This window comes from Streptomyces sp. NPDC034086 (assembly GCF_055575515.1).
The window spans coordinates 889242-907147 of record NZ_JBVISM010000001.1 but is presented as its reverse complement, the minus strand read 5'-3'; the positions used below and the strand labels follow the sequence as shown (position 1 = coordinate 907147).

19 protein-coding genes are annotated in these 17906 nt (G+C 74.6%); 8 read left to right on the top strand and 11 right to left on the bottom strand.

Annotated elements, in window-relative coordinates; genetic code table 11:
- Nucleotides 1-120: 120 nt before the first annotated feature.
- Nucleotides 121-987 carry an NADPH-dependent F420 reductase gene (locus ACZ514_RS04080; RefSeq protein ID WP_468162400.1) on the bottom strand — a complete coding sequence of 289 codons (867 nt, stop codon included), beginning with the start codon at nucleotides 985-987 and terminating at the stop codon, nucleotides 121-123.
- 18 nt (nucleotides 988-1005) lie between these two features.
- Here ACZ514_RS04080 and ACZ514_RS04075 point away from each other — a divergent pair, with 18 nt between their 5' ends.
- Complete coding sequence (locus ACZ514_RS04075) at nucleotides 1006-1467, top strand: hypothetical protein (RefSeq protein WP_468162402.1); 462 nt, start codon at nucleotides 1006-1008, stop codon at nucleotides 1465-1467.
- Between the two features lie 91 nt (nucleotides 1468-1558).
- Here the strand turns inward: ACZ514_RS04075 and ACZ514_RS04070 are convergent, their stop codons facing one another.
- From ACZ514_RS04070 to ACZ514_RS04060, 3 genes are all read right to left on the bottom strand, one after another.
- Nucleotides 1559-2920, bottom strand: a complete 1362-nt coding sequence (locus ACZ514_RS04070) for an FAD-dependent oxidoreductase (protein ID WP_468162404.1) — start codon at nucleotides 2918-2920, stop codon at nucleotides 1559-1561.
- Nucleotides 2921-3092: 172 nt separating this feature from the next.
- On the bottom strand, nucleotides 3093-3626 hold the full coding sequence (locus ACZ514_RS04065) for a GNAT family N-acetyltransferase (protein ID WP_468162406.1): 534 nt from the start codon (nucleotides 3624-3626) through the stop codon (nucleotides 3093-3095).
- Between the two features lie 91 nt (nucleotides 3627-3717).
- On the bottom strand, nucleotides 3718-4218 hold the full coding sequence (locus tag ACZ514_RS04060) for a cupin domain-containing protein (protein WP_469124045.1): 501 nt from the start codon (nucleotides 4216-4218) through the stop codon (nucleotides 3718-3720).
- Nucleotides 4219-4490: 272 nt separating this feature from the next.
- Here ACZ514_RS04060 and ACZ514_RS04055 point away from each other — a divergent pair, with 272 nt between their 5' ends.
- The 4 genes from ACZ514_RS04055 (at nucleotide 4491) to ACZ514_RS04040 (ending at nucleotide 8927) form a co-directional block, all read left to right on the top strand.
- Nucleotides 4491-5045: an HPP family protein gene (locus ACZ514_RS04055; RefSeq protein WP_468162410.1), complete on the top strand. Its 555-nt coding sequence runs from the start codon at nucleotides 4491-4493 to the stop codon at nucleotides 5043-5045.
- 105 nt (nucleotides 5046-5150) lie between these two features.
- Nucleotides 5151-5912 carry a VOC family protein gene (locus ACZ514_RS04050; protein WP_468163309.1) on the top strand — a complete coding sequence of 254 codons (762 nt, stop codon included), beginning with the start codon at nucleotides 5151-5153 and terminating at the stop codon, nucleotides 5910-5912.
- Nucleotides 5913-5971: 59 nt separating this feature from the next.
- Entirely contained in the window at nucleotides 5972-6997 is a 1026-nt protein-coding gene (locus ACZ514_RS04045) for a PHP domain-containing protein (RefSeq protein WP_468162412.1), read from the top strand.
- Between the two features lie 262 nt (nucleotides 6998-7259).
- Complete coding sequence (locus tag ACZ514_RS04040; protein WP_469124044.1) at nucleotides 7260-8927, top strand: carboxylesterase/lipase family protein; 1668 nt, start codon at nucleotides 7260-7262, stop codon at nucleotides 8925-8927.
- 36 nt (nucleotides 8928-8963) lie between these two features.
- Here ACZ514_RS04040 and ACZ514_RS04035 read toward each other — a convergent pair whose 3' ends face one another.
- A complete protein-coding gene (locus ACZ514_RS04035; RefSeq protein WP_469124043.1) occupies nucleotides 8964-10310 on the bottom strand; it encodes a M64 family metallopeptidase in 1347 nt (448 codons plus the stop codon).
- A gap of 189 nt (nucleotides 10311-10499) precedes the next feature.
- Here ACZ514_RS04035 and ACZ514_RS04030 point away from each other — a divergent pair, with 189 nt between their 5' ends.
- Complete coding sequence (locus tag ACZ514_RS04030; RefSeq protein ID WP_469124042.1) at nucleotides 10500-11855, top strand: helix-turn-helix domain-containing protein; 1356 nt, start codon at nucleotides 10500-10502, stop codon at nucleotides 11853-11855.
- A gap of 48 nt (nucleotides 11856-11903) precedes the next feature.
- On the opposite strand, the gene ACZ514_RS04025 is transcribed toward ACZ514_RS04030, so the two are convergent.
- Nucleotides 11904-13427, bottom strand: a complete 1524-nt coding sequence (locus tag ACZ514_RS04025) for an MFS transporter (protein WP_468162420.1) — start codon at nucleotides 13425-13427, stop codon at nucleotides 11904-11906.
- A gap of 195 nt (nucleotides 13428-13622) precedes the next feature.
- Here ACZ514_RS04025 and rpmG point away from each other — a divergent pair, with 195 nt between their 5' ends.
- Nucleotides 13623-13787 (top strand): 50S ribosomal protein L33, encoded by a 165-nt coding sequence (gene rpmG / locus ACZ514_RS04020; protein ID WP_468694625.1) that lies wholly within the window; start codon nucleotides 13623-13625, stop codon nucleotides 13785-13787.
- A 117-nt stretch (nucleotides 13788-13904) separates the two neighbouring features.
- Here rpmG and ACZ514_RS04015 read toward each other — a convergent pair whose 3' ends face one another.
- Nucleotides 13905-14153 (bottom strand): DUF6158 family protein, encoded by a 249-nt coding sequence (locus ACZ514_RS04015; RefSeq protein ID WP_468162424.1) that lies wholly within the window; start codon nucleotides 14151-14153, stop codon nucleotides 13905-13907.
- A gap of 113 nt (nucleotides 14154-14266) precedes the next feature.
- Between ACZ514_RS04015 and ACZ514_RS04010 the strand changes: the two genes are divergently transcribed.
- Nucleotides 14267-15004, top strand: a complete 738-nt coding sequence (locus ACZ514_RS04010) for a hypothetical protein (protein WP_468162426.1) — start codon at nucleotides 14267-14269, stop codon at nucleotides 15002-15004.
- Nucleotides 15005-15038: 34 nt separating this feature from the next.
- On the opposite strand, the gene ACZ514_RS04005 is transcribed toward ACZ514_RS04010, so the two are convergent.
- From ACZ514_RS04005 to ACZ514_RS03990, 4 genes are all read right to left on the bottom strand, one after another.
- On the bottom strand, nucleotides 15039-15386 hold the full coding sequence (locus tag ACZ514_RS04005) for a hypothetical protein (protein WP_469124041.1): 348 nt from the start codon (nucleotides 15384-15386) through the stop codon (nucleotides 15039-15041).
- A gap of 139 nt (nucleotides 15387-15525) precedes the next feature.
- Nucleotides 15526-15774 carry a hypothetical protein gene (locus ACZ514_RS04000; RefSeq protein ID WP_468162430.1) on the bottom strand — a complete coding sequence of 83 codons (249 nt, stop codon included), beginning with the start codon at nucleotides 15772-15774 and terminating at the stop codon, nucleotides 15526-15528.
- A gap of 143 nt (nucleotides 15775-15917) precedes the next feature.
- Entirely contained in the window at nucleotides 15918-16586 is a 669-nt protein-coding gene (locus ACZ514_RS03995) for a response regulator (protein ID WP_469124040.1), read from the bottom strand.
- Nucleotides 16587-16621: 35 nt separating this feature from the next.
- Entirely contained in the window at nucleotides 16622-17791 is a 1170-nt protein-coding gene (locus tag ACZ514_RS03990; RefSeq protein WP_469124039.1) for a sensor histidine kinase, read from the bottom strand.
- Between the last annotated feature and the right edge of the window lie 115 nt (nucleotides 17792-17906).

Below are 17906 nucleotides of genomic sequence, written 5' to 3'. Positions count from 1 at the left end.
CGTCGCCGGGTTGATTGACCCCGTTCGAAGAACTCTGGGAACCACACCTGCAACTGTCCCGACCGTAGCACAGGGCGCCTCCGTCATTGCGGAGCGTTACGTCGATCGGGCGTACGGACATCAGCCGCGGAAGTCGGCCGTACGCTCGGGCGAGGCCTCGGCAAGGGCCCGGGTGACCGCTTCCACGCCGCCCCGGAGCCCGTAGACGGGCGTGTCGGGCTGCTGTCGCCAGGACTCGTCGAGGCCGCCGGCGTCGACGGTGTCGAAGCCGAGTTCGTCGATGAGCGCGCGGACCGTCTTCTTGGCCGCTTCGTCGTCCCCGGCGACGGGGAGCGCGATCCGCTCGGGATGTCCGGCCGGCCGCGGCCGTTCGATGATGTCGGCGGCGTAGGTGCCGTTGAAGGCCTTGACGACGGGGTGCCCCAGGTGGCGTTCGGTCCAGCGGCTCTCGGTCAGGCCGTCGTCCTCCACGGCGGCGATCCGGCCGTCGCGCTGCCGCGGGTAGTAGTTGCCGGTGTCGATGACGGTGACGCCGTCGGCCGCCCCGTCGAGGAGCCCGGCGGGCAGGTCGGGGATGTTCTTGAAGGGGATGGTGACCACCACGATCTCGGCGCCGCGCGCCGCCTCGGCGACGGTGACGGCGGTGGCGCCGGTCTCCTCCGCGAGGGCCGTGAGGGTCTGCGGGCCGCGGGAGTTGGCGACACGGACCTGGTGCCCGAGCGAGGTGAGCCGGCGGGTGAGGTTGCCGCCGATGTTGCCGGCGCCGATGATGCCGATCTTCATGAGCCCTCCAGTGCGTACGGAACGGGTGCGACCCCTGCCCCAACCCTTCGCGCGGTCACCGCATTCCGCGCCGGCGCGCCGTGGCTCCGCCGATGGCCCGTACGGGTGAAATCCCGCCGTTTCCCCCTTCGGCGACAACCGACCGGGACGGGGGACCCGTCCTTCCCCACGGGGCCGGGGACCGTACCGGCCCGCACCCAGCACGGGGAAAGGTACCGATCGATGCCCAAGCTCCCGACCAGGCGCACCCTCTCCATCGCCCTCGCGGCCACCGCGGGCGCCGCAGCCCTCTCCTTGGCCCTCGTCCCCACCACTTCGGCGACCGCCGCCGCGCCGCCGTCCGTCTCCGGCAGCCCGGAGGGGGCCTTCACCCGGATCGCCGACTTCTACGGCGCGTACGTCGACGCGGTGTACGACGGGGACGGCGCGACGGCCGACCGGCTGCGCGCCTTCTACCTCTCCGGACCCCTCCAGCGGGAGCTGCGGCAGTGGGAGGACGTCCACCACGCCGACGGCGTGCTGCGCGCGCAGAACGTCCCGGTCGAGTGGAAGGTGACCTCCACGGGCAGCGGGGCGGGCAAGACCAACGCCACGGTCACCCTGACCTGGAACGGCAGTTCCACGACCCGGCTTCGGGTGCAGGCCGACCTGCGGACGAAGAAGATCACTTCCATCACGGACTGATCGGGTCCGATCGGGTCCTCCGCCGACGCGGGCGGGGCCCGCCACCCGGCGGGCCCCGCTCGTCCGTCTTCCGTCCGCCGACGGGGCGCCCTTACGCGCCGCTCGCCCCGAGCATCTCCTCGCGCTCCACGATCTTCACGCGCTCACGGCCCTGCGGCTCGCCGAGCGCCTTCTCGGCGGCGTCCAGCCGGTACCAGCCCTCCCAGGTGGTGTACCGGACCTGCCGCTCGGCGAGGAAGGCCTCGACCGCCTCCGGCTCGGGGGTGGCGGGGGTCAGCAGGCGCCCTTCGGCGTGGTCGGCCAGCAGGTTGGCGACGGTCTCGTTCGCGTCGCCCTTGGTGTGGCCGATCAGGCCGATGGGACCGCGCCGGATCCAGCCGGTGACGTAGGTCGAGGCGAGGTGCTCGCCGTTCTCGATGACCCGGCCGCCCTCGTCGGGCACCGTGCCGGACTCCACGTCCCAGGGCAGCTTGGGCAGTTCGTCGGAGAGGTAGCCGACGGCGCGGTAGACGGACTGGACGTCCCAGGTGGTGAACTGCCCGGTGCCCTTGACGTTGCCGGTGCCGTCCAGTTCGGTGCGCTCGGTGCGCAGGCCGACGACCTTGCCGTCCTCGCCGAGGATCTCGGCGGGGGACTCGAAGAAGTGCAGGAACAGCTTGTGGGGGCGGTCTCCGATGTCGCGGATCGCCCAGTTCTCGAGGGTCTTGGCGACCATGTCCGCCTGCTTGTTGGAGCGGCGGGTGGTGATCGAGCCCTCGTCGTAGTCGATGTCCTCGGGGTTGACGATGACCTCGATGTTGGGCGAGTGGTCGAGTTCGCGCAGTTCCATCGGGCTGAACTTGGCCTGCGCCGGTCCGCGGCGGCCGAAGACGTGCACCTCCAGGGCCTTGTTGGCCTTGAGGCCGTCGTAGACGTTCGGCGGGATCTCGGTCGGGAGCAGTTCGTCGGCGGTCTTGGCGAGGATGCGGGCGACGTCGAGGGCGACGTTGCCGACACCGAGGACCGCGACCTTCTCGGCCTCCAGCGGCCAGGTGCGCGGGACGTCGGGGTGGCCGTCGTACCAGGAGACGAAGTCGGCCGCGCCGTAGGAGCCGTCGAGTTCGACGCCGGGGATGCTGAGCGCCCGGTCCGCGGTGGCGCCCGTGGAGAAGACGACGGCGTCGTAGAAGGCGTGGAGCTCGTCGAGGGAGATGTCGTTCGGGTAGTCCACGTTGCCGAAGAGGCGGACCTGCGGCTTGTCGAGCACCTGGTGCAGGGCGGTGATGATGCCCTTGATGCGGGGGTGGTCGGGGGCGACCCCGTACCGGATGAGGCCGAAGGGCGCGGGCATCCGTTCGAAGAGGTCGATGGACACGCCGGGGTCGGCCGCCGCCTCGGACTTCAGCAGCGCGTCGGCCGCGTAGATACCGGCGGGGCCGGCACCGACGATTGCTACCCGCAGAGAGCGAGGCATGACTGGGTTCCCTTCGACCGACAATCTGACTGATCAAGGAAACCCTAAACTAAGGTCACCCTAACCCGGCACCCGCCCCCGGGTTATGACCCTATAACCAGACCTTATGGCTTACTAAAGCCCAGCTTGGGGCTGACCGCAGCGTCCCGCTGACGTGCGACGACGCCCCCGCTCAGGCCTCGTACTGGGTGAGGTCGATGCTGTGGAGGCTCAGCCGGTCCCCGGTCCGCGGGTCGGAGGCCTGCCCGTCCTGCTCCATGCCGAGCTTGCGGATCACGTTCGCGGACTCGTCGTTGCCGAGCCGGTTGGCGGCGACGACGCGGTCGAGACCCCGGTCCTGGAGGGCGAACTCCAGGACCGTCTGGGCCGCTTCGGAGGCGTAGCCCTGGCCCCAGAAGGGCCGGCCCAGCCGCCAGGTGATCTGTACCTGGTGCCGCGTCTCGGGCAGGTCGTCCGCCGCCGTCAGCCCCACGGCCCCGATCAGCTCGCCGGAGGCGAGGAGCTCGACGGCGAACACGCCGAAGCCCTCGTCGTCCCACTCCTCCTCCCAGCGCTCGATGGCCTCGGCGGTCTCCTCCAGGTCGAGGGGGGAGCCGTCGCCGATCCAGCGCATCACTTCCGGGTCTGCGGTGATCTCCGAGAGGGGGACCAGGTCGTCGTCCGTCCAGCGGCGCAGGAGGAGGCGGGGGGTGCGGATCTCAGTCATGCGCACATCCTGCCGAACGCGGTCCCACCAGGGGTAATCGGCCCACCGCCGGCGCCCCGCCCCGGGCGGTGCCCGCGCCGCGCTTCGGGGGTCAGTCCGGCAGGCCGGTGCCGCAGCGGGAGCAGTAGCGGGCCCCGGGATCGGTGGCGAGCCGGCCGCAGTCCGGGCAGACCCGGTGCAGCAGGCAGGCCGTCTCGCCGCCCTCGGCGGGGTCGCCCGGCCGCCCGGCGGTTCCGATGCCGAGCCCGGGGCGCCGGGTGTGGACGGTGAGGTACGTCAGCCCCTGCGGGCCGGCGGTCAGGGAACGCCGGGCGCCGCGCGCGAGCCAGCAGACGGTGTGGGGGCGCAGCGGGTGCGAGCCTTCCTCGGTGTCGATCCGTCCGCCGCCCTCCACCACGACCAGCAGGACGTCGAGGGCGGGCTCGGCGTGCTCCGCGATGGCCGCGCCCGGACGCAGCCGGATCAGGTTGGAATCCAGGCCGCGCCCGGTTCCGGTCAGCCGCCACAGGGCGCCGGTCGCGTCGTCGGGGGCCCCGGCGATCACCTCGTCGAGATCCGTCAGGATCCCCGCGAGGTGGGGATGCGTCGTCATGGGTGGTCCTTCCCTGCCTGGAGCACGTACCTCCGCAGTCATACACGATCGCGGCCGGCCGTTTCCGGCCCATCCGGTCTTTGCGCTCCGACTGCGCGGGGTCGCGGCGGCCGACCCCGGCGGCCGCCTTCGTCCGTACGGGCGATAAGGTCGTGTCCGGATTGCGTCGGCCCCACCCGGATCGGACGCGAGGCCCGGCCGGCGGTCGATCACCGCCCGGGCACGGCCGCTCCCGCCTCCCCGTCCCGCCCGTACCGGAAACCTGCCCCCGCATGCACCCCAGCACCACCACCGCTCCCGCACCCGCTCCGGCCCCCGCCCCCGCCCCGCGCAGGCGCCTGATCACGCCCCGGGCCCCGGCCCGCCCGAGCGCGGCCGCGGCCTTCCACAGCGTCAGCGCCGCGACCACCGTGCTGCTGGGCCTCGTCGCGATCGGCGCGGTGATCCACGAGCCGGTCCTGATACCCCCGCTGGCCGCGAGCGCGGCGCTGGTGCACAGCGCCCCCACCCTGCCCCTGGCCCAGCCGCGCGGAGTGGTCATCGGGCACCTGCTGGGCGCGGCGACCGGCTTCGCGGTCCTGGCGGTGGCGGGCAGCAGCGCCTGGGCGGCGGCCCTCGCCGCCGGGCTCACCCTGGCCCTGCTGACGCTGGCCCGGACCCCGCACTCCCCGGCGGTGGCCACCGCCGTGGTGACGGTGCTCCAGACCCCCGAGCCGTCCCGGTTCCTCCCCCTGCTCCTCGGGTCCACGGTGCTGCTGGTCCTCACCGGATACGCCGGTTCGCGCATCCGCCGTACCGCGCCGAGGTACCCCGCGTACTGGTGGTGACCCGCTGGCGCGCCTGCGCTGCGGCGAGGGGGCGCGGGCGCTACTCCTTGTGGTGTGGACATTTCTGCGAAGGACGTCTTCGGGGCCCCCTGCTGGGTGAGTCTGATGGCCCGTGACCTGGAGGCGTCCCAGCGCTTCTACGGGGCGGTCGCCGGCTGGAGCTTCCGGCGGGCCAGGCTCGGCTCCGCCTTCTCGGTCGCCGTGATGGACGGGGTGCCCGTCGCCGGCATCGGGGCGCTCGCCACGGATCTGGCGGTGGCGGTGGCCTGGACCCCGTACTTCGCGGTCGACGACGTGGACGTGGCGACGGCCCGGGTCCGCGAACGCAGCGGCACGGTGGGGGTGGGCCCCGTCTCCTTCCCCGGGGGCGGACGGGCGGCGCTGGTCGCCGATGTGGACGGCGCGGTCTTCGGGGTCTGGCAGGGGCCGGTCTCCGCGGGCTGGCGCGTGGGGCTGGGATCCGCCCCGGCCTGGCTGGAGCTGCGGACCAGGAACGCGTTCGACGCCGCGCTGTTCTACGGCGAGGTGCTGGAGTGGGCCACGGGCCGGGAGGGGTGCTGCGAGGTCTCGTACGAGGACGAGCGGGTCGTCCTGCGGCAGGGCGGCGAGCCGGTGGCCCGGCTGGACAGCGGCCCCGTGGAGCAGGGCGCCTACACCCCGCACACCCGGCCCCGCTGGTACGTCCACTTCCGGGTGGCGGACCTGGATTCCGCCGTCGAGCGGGCCCTCGACCTCGGCGGGCGGACCGTCTCGGTGGTCACCGCCGACGGCGCCGGGCGCTCGATCACGCTCCGTGACCCGGACGGCGCCCTGTTCACCCTCACGGAGCGGACCGCGCCGTCCGGGCCGCGGGACGGCTCGCGCTGACGGGTCCGCTCGCCGGTCCCCGGGCCCGCGGGGACACTGGGTCCTGGAGGAGGTACGCGATGGACCCGGTGGCGGCGCTGGACCGGATCGCCTTCCTGCTGGAGCGCGCGCAGGCACCGACCTACCGGGTGCGGGCCTTCCGTACCGCTTCGGCGGCCGTGGCGCGCCTGGGCGAGCGGGAGACCGCGCAGCGGGCGGCGGCGGGCTCGCTGGAAGCGGTGAAGGGCATCGGGCCCAAGACGGCCAAGGTGGTGCGCGAGGCGCTGGCCGGGGGGATCCCCGAGTACCTGGGCGTCCTCGAGGAGGAGGCCGCGGCGATGCCGCACGGCCCGCCCGCCTCCCCCGCCGCCACCGCGCTGCGGGCCGCCCTGCGCGGCGACTGCCATCTGCACTCGGACTGGTCGGACGGCGGCAGTCCCATCGAGGCGATGGGGCGGGCGGCGGCGGAACTGGGCCACGAGTGGGCGGTGCTGACGGACCACTCGCCGAGCCTGAAGGTGGCCCGGGGCCTGTCGCCGGAGCGGCTGCGGGAACAGCTGCGGGTGGTGGCGGAGCTGAACGAGGCGTGGGCCCCTTTCCGGCTGCTCACCGGCATCGAGTGCGACATCCTCCTCGACGGCTCGCTCGACCAGGAGCCCGAGCTGCTGGAAGGGCTCGACCTGGTGGTGGGATCCGTCCATTCGAAGCTGCGGATGGAGTCGCCCGCCATGACGCGGCGGCTGCTCAAGGCGGTACGGAACCCCCTGATGGACGTCCTCGGGCACTGCACGGGGCGCCTGGTGACCGGCCGGACCCGCCCCGAGTCCGCCTTCGACGCCGAGGCCGTCTTCGCGGCCTGCGCGGAGTCCGGCACGGCCGTGGAGATCAACAGCCGTCCCGAGCGGCTCGACCCGCCCCGGCGGCTGCTGCGGCTGGCCGTCGAGGCGGGGACCCTGTTCGCGATCGACACCGACGCGCACGCCCCGGGCCAGCTGGATTGGCAGATCCTGGGCTGTGAACGGGCGGCCGAGTGCGGGGTGCCGGCCGAACGCGTGGTCAACACCTGGCCCGCGGACCGGCTGCTCGCCTGGACGCGCTCCGGGTAGCCCCGGCCGGGCGCGGAGGAGAACGGCACCGCGAGCACGGCCGCGGCCCGGACCGGCGTACGGCCGCCGGGCGTGACCGGCTCGGGTCGGCACGCGCGGGCCCATCCGGCGGCACCCGCCCGCGCTGCGCCGTTCGAGGCGGGCGAACGGGGGGCGTCGCGGCGTGTCCGCGCCGCGTGCCGGACACGCCGGGGCCAAGACGGCCCGGGACGGCGCGGCCGCGTCACAGTGGCCCGACCGACCCGTCGAGGAGGGGGCTGCCGTGCCGGATCACCGACCCGCCCGCGGCGCGGGCGTCCGCCCCCGGCCGCGGGGCGCGCTGCTGTCCGCGCTGGCCCTGCTCTGCGCGGCCGGCGCGGGGCCGCCCGCCGCCGTGGCCCTGACCGGGGTGGCCGAGCGGCCCGTGGTCCGGACCGCCGAGGGGCTCGTACGGGGGCGCGCGCACGGGGCGTACGACACGTTCCAGGGAATCCCGTACGCGGCCCCGCCGACCGGTCCGCTGCGCTGGCGGCCGCCGCGGCCCGCGCCGCACCGGACGGGGGTGCTCGACGCGGGAGCGCCGGGGGCCGCCTGCGCCCAGTTGCCGGCGCTCGGCCCGGGCGGGCCGGCCGGCTCGGAGGACTGCCTCTTCCTGAACGTCACCGTCCCGGCGGGGCGGGGACGCGGCCGGCCGGTGATGGTGTGGTTCCACGGCGGCGGCTTCCGCTACGGCTCGGCCGACACGTACCGGCCGGAGCCGCTGGCGGCGCGGGGCGGCGCGGTGGTGGTCACGGTGAACTACCGGCTCGGCGTCTTCGGCTTCTTCGGCCACCCGGAGCTGGGCGGCGCGCCGGACTTCGGGCTCGCCGACCAGCAGGCGGCGCTGCGCTGGGTACGGTCGAACGCGGCCCGCTTCGGCGGTGATCCGGGGCGGGTCACCGTGTTCGGGGTGTCCGCGGGCGGGCTCAGCGTCTGCGCGCACCTGGTCTCCCCCGGTTCGGCCGGCCTGTTCCAGCGGGCGATCGTGCAGAGCGGCTCCTGCTCGACGACGATGCCGCCGTACTCGGTGCTGCCGACGGTGGGGACGTACGAGCCGTTCGTGCCCGAGGAGCGCACGGTCGCGGCCGGTACCGCCGCGGCCCGCGCGCTCGGCTGCGGCGGCCGGCCGGCGGGCCGGGTGCTCGACTGCCTGCGCGGGCTGGAGACGGGGCGGCTGCTGACGGCGGAGCTGATGGAACGGTTCTCCGGCGTCGCGTACGGCAATGCCCTGCTGCCGGCGGAACCCGCCCGGGCGTTGGCCTCGGGGCGTTTCCACCGGGTGCCGGTGGTGCAGGGCGGCACCCTCGACGAGATGCGGCTCTTCCTCGCGCAGACCCTGGCCGCGTATCCGGTGGAGGGGGTGGCGGGTTACCGGCGGCGGCTGCGGGTCTCCTTCGGCGCGGCGGCCCCCGCCGTGGAAGCGGCCTACCCGCCGGGCCGCTTCGCGACGCCCGCGCTGGCCTGGGCCGCGGTGCTCTCCGACGCCTCCTTCACCTGCCCCACGCTGCGGGACAGCCGTGCGCTGGCCCGGCACGTGCCGGTGTACGGCTACCTCTTCGGTGACAGGACGGCACCCAACGCCACCGGTCTGCCCGAGCCGGCCGGTTTTCCGTACGGCGCGGCGCACGGCTTCGAACTGCCCTACCTGTTCGCGATGGTGGAGCTGACGGAACCCCAGCGCGCCCTGTCCGGCCGGATGACGGCCTACTGGACGCGCTTCGCCCGCACCGGTTCGCCGAACGCGCCGCGTTCCCCGCTCTGGCCCCGGTTCACGGCGCCGGCCGCCTCCGTCCTGGTCCTGGCGCCGGGCGCGGGCGGCATCCGGCGGGTCGACGCGGCGGCCGCGCACCACTGCGCCCTCTGGGACGGCCTGCCCTTCCCCGCGTCCCCTGCCGCCGGGGCGGGCCCGTGACGGCCGGCCCCGGGCGGGTCGCGCGGGGGCGGACGTTCAGAGGCGGACGTCCCAGGTGACCGTGGAGGTCAGCGCGCGGGCGATCTCGGGGTCGCGGACGGAGGGGGTGCGGTCCCGGACGCTCACCGACAGCCTGTGGCCGCGCAGGTCGAGCAGCCACAGCTCGGCCACCCGGACCCCGCTCCGGCCCGCGAACCGCTTGAGCTCCCGGCCGTCGAGGTACCAGCGCACCTCCGGCTCGCGCCCGTCGGCCCCGTACAGGCGCGGGACGGCCACCCCGGCGGTGTCCCCCAGGCGCAGGGTGCGGTCGGTGGGGGTGAGCGGGGTCGCCAGGCGGGCGTGCCGGTGGAAGCCGGCGATCATCGCCTCGACGCCGGGGAGGTTGAAGGGCTTGCCCAGGACGCGCATCAGGGAGTTGTCCGTGGGCCGGTGGAGGCCGGTGACGTAGTAGCCGCCGCCCTCGTACGCGCCGACGGTGCCGCCGTCGGGGGAGGTCTCGCCGAGCCAGCGGTGCCACTTGGCCCGCTCCCGGGCCATCCGGGAGGCGTCCAGGGTGGAGGTGTTGGGATCGCCGGGCTCGCGGCCGGTGTACTTCTCGTAGCCGGGGACGCCCGGGTAGAAGTACTCGTCGGCGAGCTTGCCGAGGGAGTGGCCGGTCTCGTGGATGGCGACCTGCCCGGACTTGGGGTGGCCGGCGGACGCGGTGGAGATGCCCTCGTAGCCGAGGGTGGCGCTCGGCTCGTTGTACCCGGCGCCGCCGTACTTGGCGCTGTTGGCGAGGACGATCACCAGGTCGGCGGCGGGCGCCTTGGCGACGTACGCGTCCACCCGGGGCTGGTCCACGCAGAGCAGCCGCTCGATGGACTCGCACCAGAAGGAGGAGCCGAGCGCGGTGTCCCGGACGGTGTCCTGGGCCGGATCGCCGGAGACGCCGGACTGGGCGGACACCGCGTCCACGGTCCACACGTTGAAGAGGTCGCGATAGGTGGTGTACGGCTCGACGGCCGTGACCTCGGCCCATTTGGCCCGGGCGTCGCTGTGGAAGCGGTCCAGCTCGCCCTCGGTGTAGCCGTCGCCGATCACGACCACGTCCAGCCGGTCGGCGGTGGGGCCGTTGTCGATCATCTTGGTGACCCGGCCGTCGGCGGCGCGCGCGGCCTCGGAGAGGCGGGGCGCGGCCTTCGCCCGCCCGGCCGCCGGTACCAGGACGTGCCCGGATCCGGCCTCGCCCCCGTGTTCCGGCCCGGGTATCTCGACCTCCACGCCGGTCCGGCGGGGCGGGTCGGCGGCTGCCGGGGGTGCGGGGGCGGCGGCCAGGAGAGCGGCGCTCGCGCAGGCCGCCGCGAGCGCCGTGCGCAGGGCCGGCCGGACGGTTCGCCTCATGAAGTCCTCCGTGGGGGAAGGGGATCGGGAGCCCGGGGAGTTCGGGGAACTCGGGGACGCAGTTAAGTGCATGGTTAAGACTGATTAACCGGCTGCTTAAACTAGGTGGCGGGCGAGGCGGTACGCAATGGCCGGCCGCCGCTGAATACTGGGGAGTTGAGACACCCAGGGTGGCAACAGGGGGAGTTCATGGACGAACCGGCCGAGATCGGGCGCCGGGTGCAGCGGCTCCGCGCCGAACGCGGTCTGACGCAGCGGCAGTTGGCGGAACCGGCGTACACCCCCGCGTACGTGTCCACCCTGGAGGCGGGCAAGGTGCGGCCCTCGGAGACCGCGCTGCGCTTCCTCGCGGAACGGCTCGGCACCTCGTACGAGGAACTCGCCACGGGGCGGCCGGCGCACCTGGCCACCGAGCTGCGGCTCGCCCTGACCGACGCCCAGCGCGTCCTGGCCACCGGCTCGGCGCAGGAGGCCGCGGCGCACTTCCGGCGGCTGCTGGCCGAGGCCGAGCGGCTGGGCCTGTCCGACGAGCGGGCCGAGGCCCTGCTCGGGCTCGGCGACTGCGCGCTGGAGTCCGGTGAACTACCCGAGGCGGCAGGCTACTTCGAGGCGGCGGAGCTGCTGCTCGCGGACGAGCCGCTGCCCCGCCGGGCCCGGGCGGTCCGGGGGCGCGCCGTCGCGCACCTGCTGGCCGGGGAGCTGCGCTACGCCTGCTACCTGCTGGAGTCGGCGATCGACGCGCTGAACTCCGGCGGACTCGGGGACCCGGAGGCGCTGGTGCTGCTGTACTCGGCGGTCATCGGCCCGTACATCGACATGGGCGCGCACGCCCGCGCGGCCCATGCCGCGGAACTCGCGCTGGCACTGGCTCCGCGGGTCGGGGACCCGGCGCTGGTGGCGGGGATGCACCGGCAGGTCGCGCGGACCTTCCTGACCGAGGGCCGGGTGGCCGACGCGGACGCCTCCCTGGCGAAGGCCCAGGCCGTCTACCGGCAGCTGCGGCTGCGCACCGATCTGGCGCACTGCCACTGGATGCGCGGCTACGTCCAGGCGCAGCACGGGGAGCTGGAAGCGGCGGAGCGGGAGCTGCGGACCGCCCGGGAGATGCTGACGGCGCGGCGGGCGGCGCTGTACACCGCGCAGGTGGAGGTGGAGCTGGCCGATGTGCTGCGCCGTCTGGGCCGGTACGAGGAGGCCGCCGAGCTGGTGTCGGGGCTGCTGGAGGAGGGGTCGGACCCGGGGGCGGTGCACGCGGGCGGCGCGCACCGGCTGCTGGGGCTGATCGCGCAGGAACGCGGGGACACCGAGGCCGCCGAGGAGCACTTCGTCCGGGCGCTGGCCCTGCTGGAGCGCAGCGGGGCGGGCGGGGACCTGGCGGACCTGTGCCGGCTTCTGGGCGACCTGCTGCGCCGGTCGGGGCGTACGGAGGCGGCGATGGACGCCTACCGCACCGGACTCGGGTACCGCTCCGCGCCCGGCACGACCACCCTGGGCCCGGCTCCGGCCGCCCCGCCGCACACGGCACCGCTCCCGGCGCCGCGCTGAGGCGGTGCGGGAGCGGTGCGGGCGGGGCGCGGGCGGGGTGCGGGCGGGTCAGTGGTTCTCGGTGGGCTCCAGGTCGTGCGGGATCAGCGCCCAGGCCGTGGCCGCGGCGGCGACGGCCAGGGCTCCGGCCATCAGGAAGGCCGGGGTGATCGCCAGGGTGTAGGCCTGAGAGGCGGTCTCCAGGAGGGCCTGGCCGACCGCGCCGCCGAGCCGTTCGGCGGTGTGCGCCGCCTCGCCGACCGAGTCCCGTACGGCGCTCGCGGCAGGGCCGTCCAGGCCGAGGGCCGGCAGGTTGCCCCGGTAGAGGGCGGCGGCCGTGCTGCCGAGGATGGCGACGCCCATCGCGGAACCCAGTTCGTAGCAGGTCTCCTCGATGGCGGCCGCGCTGGAGACCTGGTCGGCGGGCGCGGCGGAGACCAGGGTGACGGAGGCCACGGTGGTCGCGAGGCCGGCGCCCAGCCCCATCACGGTCAGCCCCGCCGCGAAGGCCGGATATCCCAGCGGGGTGAACTGCTGCACGGTCCAGGGCATCGCCATCCCGGCAGCGAGGACCACCAGCGAGGCGCCCAGTACGTGCCGGATCGGGTAACGGTGCATCAGCGCCGGGGCCACCAGCGAGGCGCAGATCAGCGCCAGCGGGGCGGGCAGCAGGCGCAGCCCGGCCTCCAGGGGGGTGTAGCCCTGGCCGTACTGGAACCACTGGGTGACGAGGAAGAGGATCGCGCCCATGCCGACCATCGGCAGGAAGATCGCGGTGGCCGCGACGCTGAAGGCGGGCTTGGTGAACAGCCGTACCTGGAGCAGCGGCTCGTCCCGGCGCAGCTGGCGGCGGACGAACACGGTGAGCGCGAGGGCGGCGGCGCCGAGCAGGGCCCAGGGCAGCGGGTCGGCGACGCCGCTCTTGCCGAGCTGCTTGATGCCGCCCGCGAGGGCGAGCATGCCGGCGATCGACTGGCCCACGCCCCACCAGTCCCACGGGCCGGTGCCGCGCGGGGCGCGCGATTCGGGCAGGTAGCGCAAGCCCACCGCGACGATGAGGGCGGCCACGGGCAGGTTGAGGAGGAAGGCCGAGTGCCAGCCGTGGTCCTGGACGAGGAGTCCCCCGACGACGGGGCCGAAGGCCATGCCGCCGCCGAACACGGCGGCCCAGACGGCGAGGGCGAAGGCGCGCTCCTTGGCGTCGGCGAAGACGCCGCGCAGGATCGACAGGGTGGCCGGCATGATCGCCGCACCGCCGACGCCGAGGAGGGCGCGGGCCGCGATCACGTGCCAGGCCTCGGTGGAGAACACGGCGATCAGCGACGCGGCGGAGAAGACGCCGAAGCCCGCCATGAGCAGCCGCTTGCGGCCCCAGCGGTCACCGAGGGCCCCGGCGGTGACCAGCAGCCCGGACAGGGCGAGGGCGTAGACGTCGATGATCCACAGCTGTTGCACGGCGCCGGGCCGGAGGTCCGCGACGAGCGAGGGGAAGGCCACGTTGAGGATCGTGGTGTCCATCGAGATGAGCAGGAGACTGCCGGAGAGGATCGCGAGGACGATCCAGCGGCGCGGGTCCCGCGTGGGGGTGTGCATGGAGTTCCGTTCGGGATGGCGCACGGGAGGGAGCCGCCCGGCGGGGCGGCGGCCGGCCAGGGGGCCGGAGTCCACTGATGAGCCTTGTACGCCTCGAACGATACAAACTCGTCTCACTCGACGCAAGAATGGCTCAGTAGACCACCCCGAGCCGGGGTCTATTGAACATGGGAACCATTCCCATATACTGGGGGCATGGCTCGCAACGACATACGCCCCCTCGTCAAGCTCCGCTCCACCGCGGGGACCGGCTACACCTACGTCACCCGCAAGAACCGTCGCAACGACCCCGACCGCATGGTGCTGCGCAAGTTCGACCCGGTGCTCCGCCGGCACGTCGACTTCCGCGAAGAACGCTGACCCGCGCCGCCGGGCACCGATTCGAGGCGGACCGGGTTTCACCGCCCCGCCTCAGGGCACAAGCCCACTGCCGCCCCGCGCATTCGCGGGGCGGACCAGTTTCCCGGGAACCCGTGCTCAGCCCTCGCCCGAGGTCCGGGCACGGGCGCCGGAGCGGGTACGGGCCGCGCTGGGGGCGCGCTCCGGGTGGCGGCGCACGTACTCCTCCTCCAGCTCCTTGAGCCTTTGGGTGTGCGTGGCCAGCGCGTCGTCAGAGCCGTGCAGCAGGGTCTCGTGCCGCGTGCGGTGGATGGTCTCCAGCTCCTTGAGCAGTCGGCCGTCATCCAGCTCCCGCGCGGCCGCTCCCGCGGCGTGCTGCTCCGCCATGGCAACCACCTCCACGTCCCACGGTAAACGGGCCGCGCCCGGTCAGCCGTCCGGGGCGCCCGAACGGCGGTCCCCGCGGTGCGCGGGCCGGCCGGTGCCGGGAGGGTGACCGCATGGGCGACTGGTGGTACCGCAACATCCTGGAGCCGGGGAAACTGCCGCTGCTCCTGGCGTTGTCGGCGTTCGTCGTGACCTTCGCGGTGACCCGCGTCGTCACCCGGATGATCCGGGCCGGGAAGGGCCCCTTCCGCGATGTCGCGCCGGGCGGTCTGCACGTGCACCACTGCGTCCCCGGGGTGGTCCTGATGACCGTCGGCGGGTTCACCGCGATCGCCGGCGGCCGGACGGGGTGGGGTTCCTGGGTGGCGGCCGTGCTGTTCGGTACGGGCACGGGCCTGGTCCTGGACGAGTTCGCCCTGATCCTGCACCTGAGCGACGTCTACTGGAGCAAGGAGGGCACCCTCAGCGTCGAGGCCGTGATCATGACGTCGGCCCTGGCGGGGCTGCTGCTGTGCGGTTTCCTGCCCCTCGGCGTCGACGGTCTGACGGAGGACCAGCAGACGAACCGCCTGCTCCTCGGCGCCACGGTGCTGTTCAACCTGCTGCTGGCCGCCGTGGCACTGCTCAAGGGCAAACCCCGGCTGGCGATGCTCGGCGCGGTCGTGCCGCTCATCGCCCTGATCGCCGCGGTACGGCTGGCCCGGCCGGCGTCGCCGTGGGCGCGCCGCTTCTACGTCCACCGGCCCGGCGCCCGCGCCCGGACCGTGAAGCGGGCCTACCGGCACGACCGGCGCTGGAGCGGACTCCAGCGCCGGATCGACTACCTGATCGGCGGCGCCCCCACCCCTTAGGCCCGGTTCGCCCCCGGGGGTCCGGCGGATCGGATCAGGCGGAGACGGCGGCGGGCGTTCCGTCGAGCTCCCACGCGTGGCGCTTGAACTCACGGCGGAAGTCGGCGTGGTCCTCCCACTGCCGGGCGATGCCGCGCAGCACGTCCCAGTGGTGTTCCACCGACTGGTCGATGACCTTGCGCAGCAGCGGATCGGCCGTCGCCCGGGTCTCGATGAGCCCCTTGACCGCGGAGGCCTCGAGCACGCTGTTGCGCAGCGCGCGCAGGGCGCGGGAGGTGTCGTCCATCGCGAAGCCGCGCTCGCTTCCCGTCTCCGCGTCGAACAACGGGGTCAGCCGGGCCTCGATGAACGCGGTGATCCGCTCGAAGTGCTGCACGTCCATCAGGTTCTCCCGCTCCCGCCGGTCGGCGCGCGGGGCGCGACACGGCTCATCGATGCTGCTGCTCACAGGTGTGCTGAGGGCAGGATACGAGGTCGCCGCGGACCGCCCGGGCGGAGGGCGCCGGGGAGCGGCGCGGCCGTCAGGGGCCGAGGGGGGCGGGCGGGGTGACGGCCAGGACGGGCGGGGCCGGGGAGGTCCAGCGGTGGCCGCAGGGGTCGAAGAGCAGGTGGACCGGTTCGCCCGGGCGCTGGCGCCAGGAGATCCGTTCCGGCGCGCCCGCGCACCGGGGGCAGACGGGCAGCGGGGACGCCGGCGGGGCGGGGCGGGGACCGGTCCGGCACTCGGGCGCCGCGGCGAGCACCGGCGGCGCGGTGTGCGGATCACGCATGGGGGCTCCCTGGTCCGGCGGTTGTGCTCCTGGCACTGTGCCATGCGGGGAGCTTCCCGCGCACCGGCGGATCATCCAGTGTTCCGGCTGGTCAGGCGTACGGGTACGAGAGGCGGTTCCGGCCCGCGGCGGGCACCGGGTGGTCAGGCGCCGCTGCGCTCGGGCTGGACCAGCCCCGTCTCGTAGGCGGCGATGACCGCCTGGGCCCGGTCGCGTACGCCGAGCTTGCCGAAGACGGCCGTGATGTGGTTCTTCACCGTGGAGACGCTGATGTCGAGTTCCGCGGAGATGCCGGCGTTGTCCAGGCCGGTCGCGAGCAGCCGCCAGATCTCCAGCTCGCGCGGGGTCAGCCCGACGGGGGCCGGCGGGGCGGGCCGGGGTTCGCGCGGGGTGGCGCGTACGTAGGTGGACAGGAGCCGGGTCAGCAGTCTGGGCGCGACGGCGGCCTCCCCGGCGTGGACCGTGCGGACGGCGGCGATCAGCTCCTCCGGGGAGACGTCCTTGGGCAGGAAGCCGTAGGCGCCGGCGCGCAGGGCGGCGACCACGTACTCGTCCATGTCGAAGGTGCTCAGTGCGAGCACCCGGGACTCGGGCCGGACCTCGGCCAGCCGTCCGGTGGCGGCGACGCCGTCGAGCACCGGCATCCGGATGTCCATGACCACCACGTCGGGGCACAGCCGCCCGGCCAGGTCCACGGCTTCGGCGCCGTCGGCCGCCTCGCCGACCACCTCGATGTCCGGGTCGGGCGCCAGGATCAGGGCCAGGCCGCGCCGTACCAGTGGCTGGTCGTCGGCGATGAGCACGCGGATCATCGGGGTGTTCCTCTCGTGGCGGGTGGAGCGGGGGATCAGACGTGTCCGGGGTGCGGTGCCCCGTCGCGGGGTACCGGGAGGCGGGCCGCGACGCGGAAGCCGCCGTCCTCGCGGGGTGCGGCCTCCAGGGTGCCGCCGTGCAGGGTCACGCGTTCCCGCATGCCGATCAGGCCGTACCCGCCGTGCCGGGGCGGCCGGCCGGGCGCGCGCCGGGCGGCGCCGTCACCGGGGCCCTCGTCGCAGACCTCCACGGCGACCTCGTCCGGCCGGTACGTCAGCCGCACCCGGGCCGGGGCGTTCCCGGCGTGCTTGCGGGCGTTGGTCAGGGCCTCCTGCACGACCCGGAACACGGTGAGGCCGACGGTGGGCGGCAGCGGGCGGGCCGGGCCGGTGACGGTGAACTCCGTGTCCATCCCGGCGAGCCGGGACTCGGTGACGATGCGCTCCAGGTCCGCGGCTCCGGGCTGCGGGGCGGGCGGGCCGGTCTCCGGTTCCTCCCCGGCCCGCAGGACGTCGAGGAGTTGCCGCATCTCGCCGAGGGCCATCCGGCCGGAGTCCTCCAGGATGACCAGCGCCTCGCGGGCTGCCCCGGGGTCGTGGGCGAGGTTGGCGCGGGCGCCGCCGGCCATGAGCTGCATGGTGGTGATGTGGTGGGCGACGATGTCGTGCAGCTCGCGCGCGATGCGGCGGCGTTCGTCGGCCACCGCCCGCTCGGCGAGCAGGATCCGCCTGGCCTCGGTCTCCCGCTGCCACCGCTTGGCCATGAGCCCGGTGGTGACGACGAGGAGGCTGGCGCCCGTGTTGGCGAGGAGCCCGAGGCCCGGGTCGAAGGGCAGGCCGCCCTGCCCGAGGCTGGTGAGCGGGGCCGTCGCGAGGACGGCGCACACCACCGCGGAGGGCCTGCAGGCCACGGCGACCGAGTACAGGGCTATGGCCGGGGTGAGGCCGAAGTGCGGGGACACCGAGGCCGTGAGGTTCACGGCCGCCCCGAGCAGCAGGACCGCCGCCAGCGTCACCACCGGGTGACGGCGCCGGGCCAGCAGGGCCAGTGACGAGGCCACCACGAAGAACGCCGCGGCGACCTCCAGCGAGGCGCCCTCGAACTGCGTGTCGAAGGCGAAGCCCGTCAGGTCCACGGCCGCCGCGCCGACCGCCACCAGTGCGTCGTTGCGCGTCCACGTCAGCCCTTCGGCACGCGTGCCCATCCTTCGGCTCCTCCGCCACGGACCGCCGGCGGGCCGTCCTCGTAGATCCATTCTCCCATCGGGCCGGGGCCGGGACACCGGCCCCGGGGACGGGGTGCGACCAGGACCAGGGTCC

Excerpts from the sequence above, each read along its gene's own strand:
- ACZ514_RS04025 (WP_468162420.1), bottom strand. The coding sequence starts at position 13,427 with ATGCACACCCCCACGCGGGACCCGCGCCGCTGGATCGTCCTCGCGATC.
- ACZ514_RS04045 (WP_468162412.1), top strand. The coding sequence starts at position 5,972 with ATGGACCCGGTGGCGGCGCTGGACCGGATCGCCTTCCTGCTGGAGCGC.
- ACZ514_RS03990 (WP_469124039.1), bottom strand. The coding sequence starts at position 17,791 with ATGGGCACGCGTGCCGAAGGGCTGACGTGGACGCGCAACGACGCACTG.
- ACZ514_RS04030 (WP_469124042.1), top strand. The coding sequence starts at position 10,500 with ATGGACGAACCGGCCGAGATCGGGCGCCGGGTGCAGCGGCTCCGCGCC.
- ACZ514_RS04075 (WP_468162402.1), top strand. The coding sequence starts at position 1,006 with ATGCCCAAGCTCCCGACCAGGCGCACCCTCTCCATCGCCCTCGCGGCC.
- ACZ514_RS04015 (WP_468162424.1), bottom strand. The coding sequence starts at position 14,153 with ATGGCGGAGCAGCACGCCGCGGGAGCGGCCGCGCGGGAGCTGGATGAC.
- rpmG (WP_468694625.1), top strand. The coding sequence starts at position 13,623 with ATGGCTCGCAACGACATACGCCCCCTCGTCAAGCTCCGCTCCACCGCG.
- ACZ514_RS04035 (WP_469124043.1), bottom strand. The coding sequence starts at position 10,310 with ATGAGGCGAACCGTCCGGCCGGCCCTGCGCACGGCGCTCGCGGCGGCC.
- ACZ514_RS04065 (WP_468162406.1), bottom strand. The coding sequence starts at position 3,626 with ATGACTGAGATCCGCACCCCCCGCCTCCTCCTGCGCCGCTGGACGGAC.
- ACZ514_RS04010 (WP_468162426.1), top strand. The coding sequence starts at position 14,267 with ATGGGCGACTGGTGGTACCGCAACATCCTGGAGCCGGGGAAACTGCCG.
- ACZ514_RS04055 (WP_468162410.1), top strand. The coding sequence starts at position 4,491 with ATGCACCCCAGCACCACCACCGCTCCCGCACCCGCTCCGGCCCCCGCC.
- ACZ514_RS03995 (WP_469124040.1), bottom strand. The coding sequence starts at position 16,586 with ATGATCCGCGTGCTCATCGCCGACGACCAGCCACTGGTACGGCGCGGC.
- ACZ514_RS04070 (WP_468162404.1), bottom strand. The coding sequence starts at position 2,920 with ATGCCTCGCTCTCTGCGGGTAGCAATCGTCGGTGCCGGCCCCGCCGGT.
- ACZ514_RS04005 (WP_469124041.1), bottom strand. The coding sequence starts at position 15,386 with ATGGACGTGCAGCACTTCGAGCGGATCACCGCGTTCATCGAGGCCCGG.
- ACZ514_RS04060 (WP_469124045.1), bottom strand. The coding sequence starts at position 4,218 with ATGACGACGCATCCCCACCTCGCGGGGATCCTGACGGATCTCGACGAG.
- ACZ514_RS04000 (WP_468162430.1), bottom strand. The coding sequence starts at position 15,774 with ATGCGTGATCCGCACACCGCGCCGCCGGTGCTCGCCGCGGCGCCCGAG.
- ACZ514_RS04050 (WP_468163309.1), top strand. The coding sequence starts at position 5,151 with ATGGCCCGTGACCTGGAGGCGTCCCAGCGCTTCTACGGGGCGGTCGCC.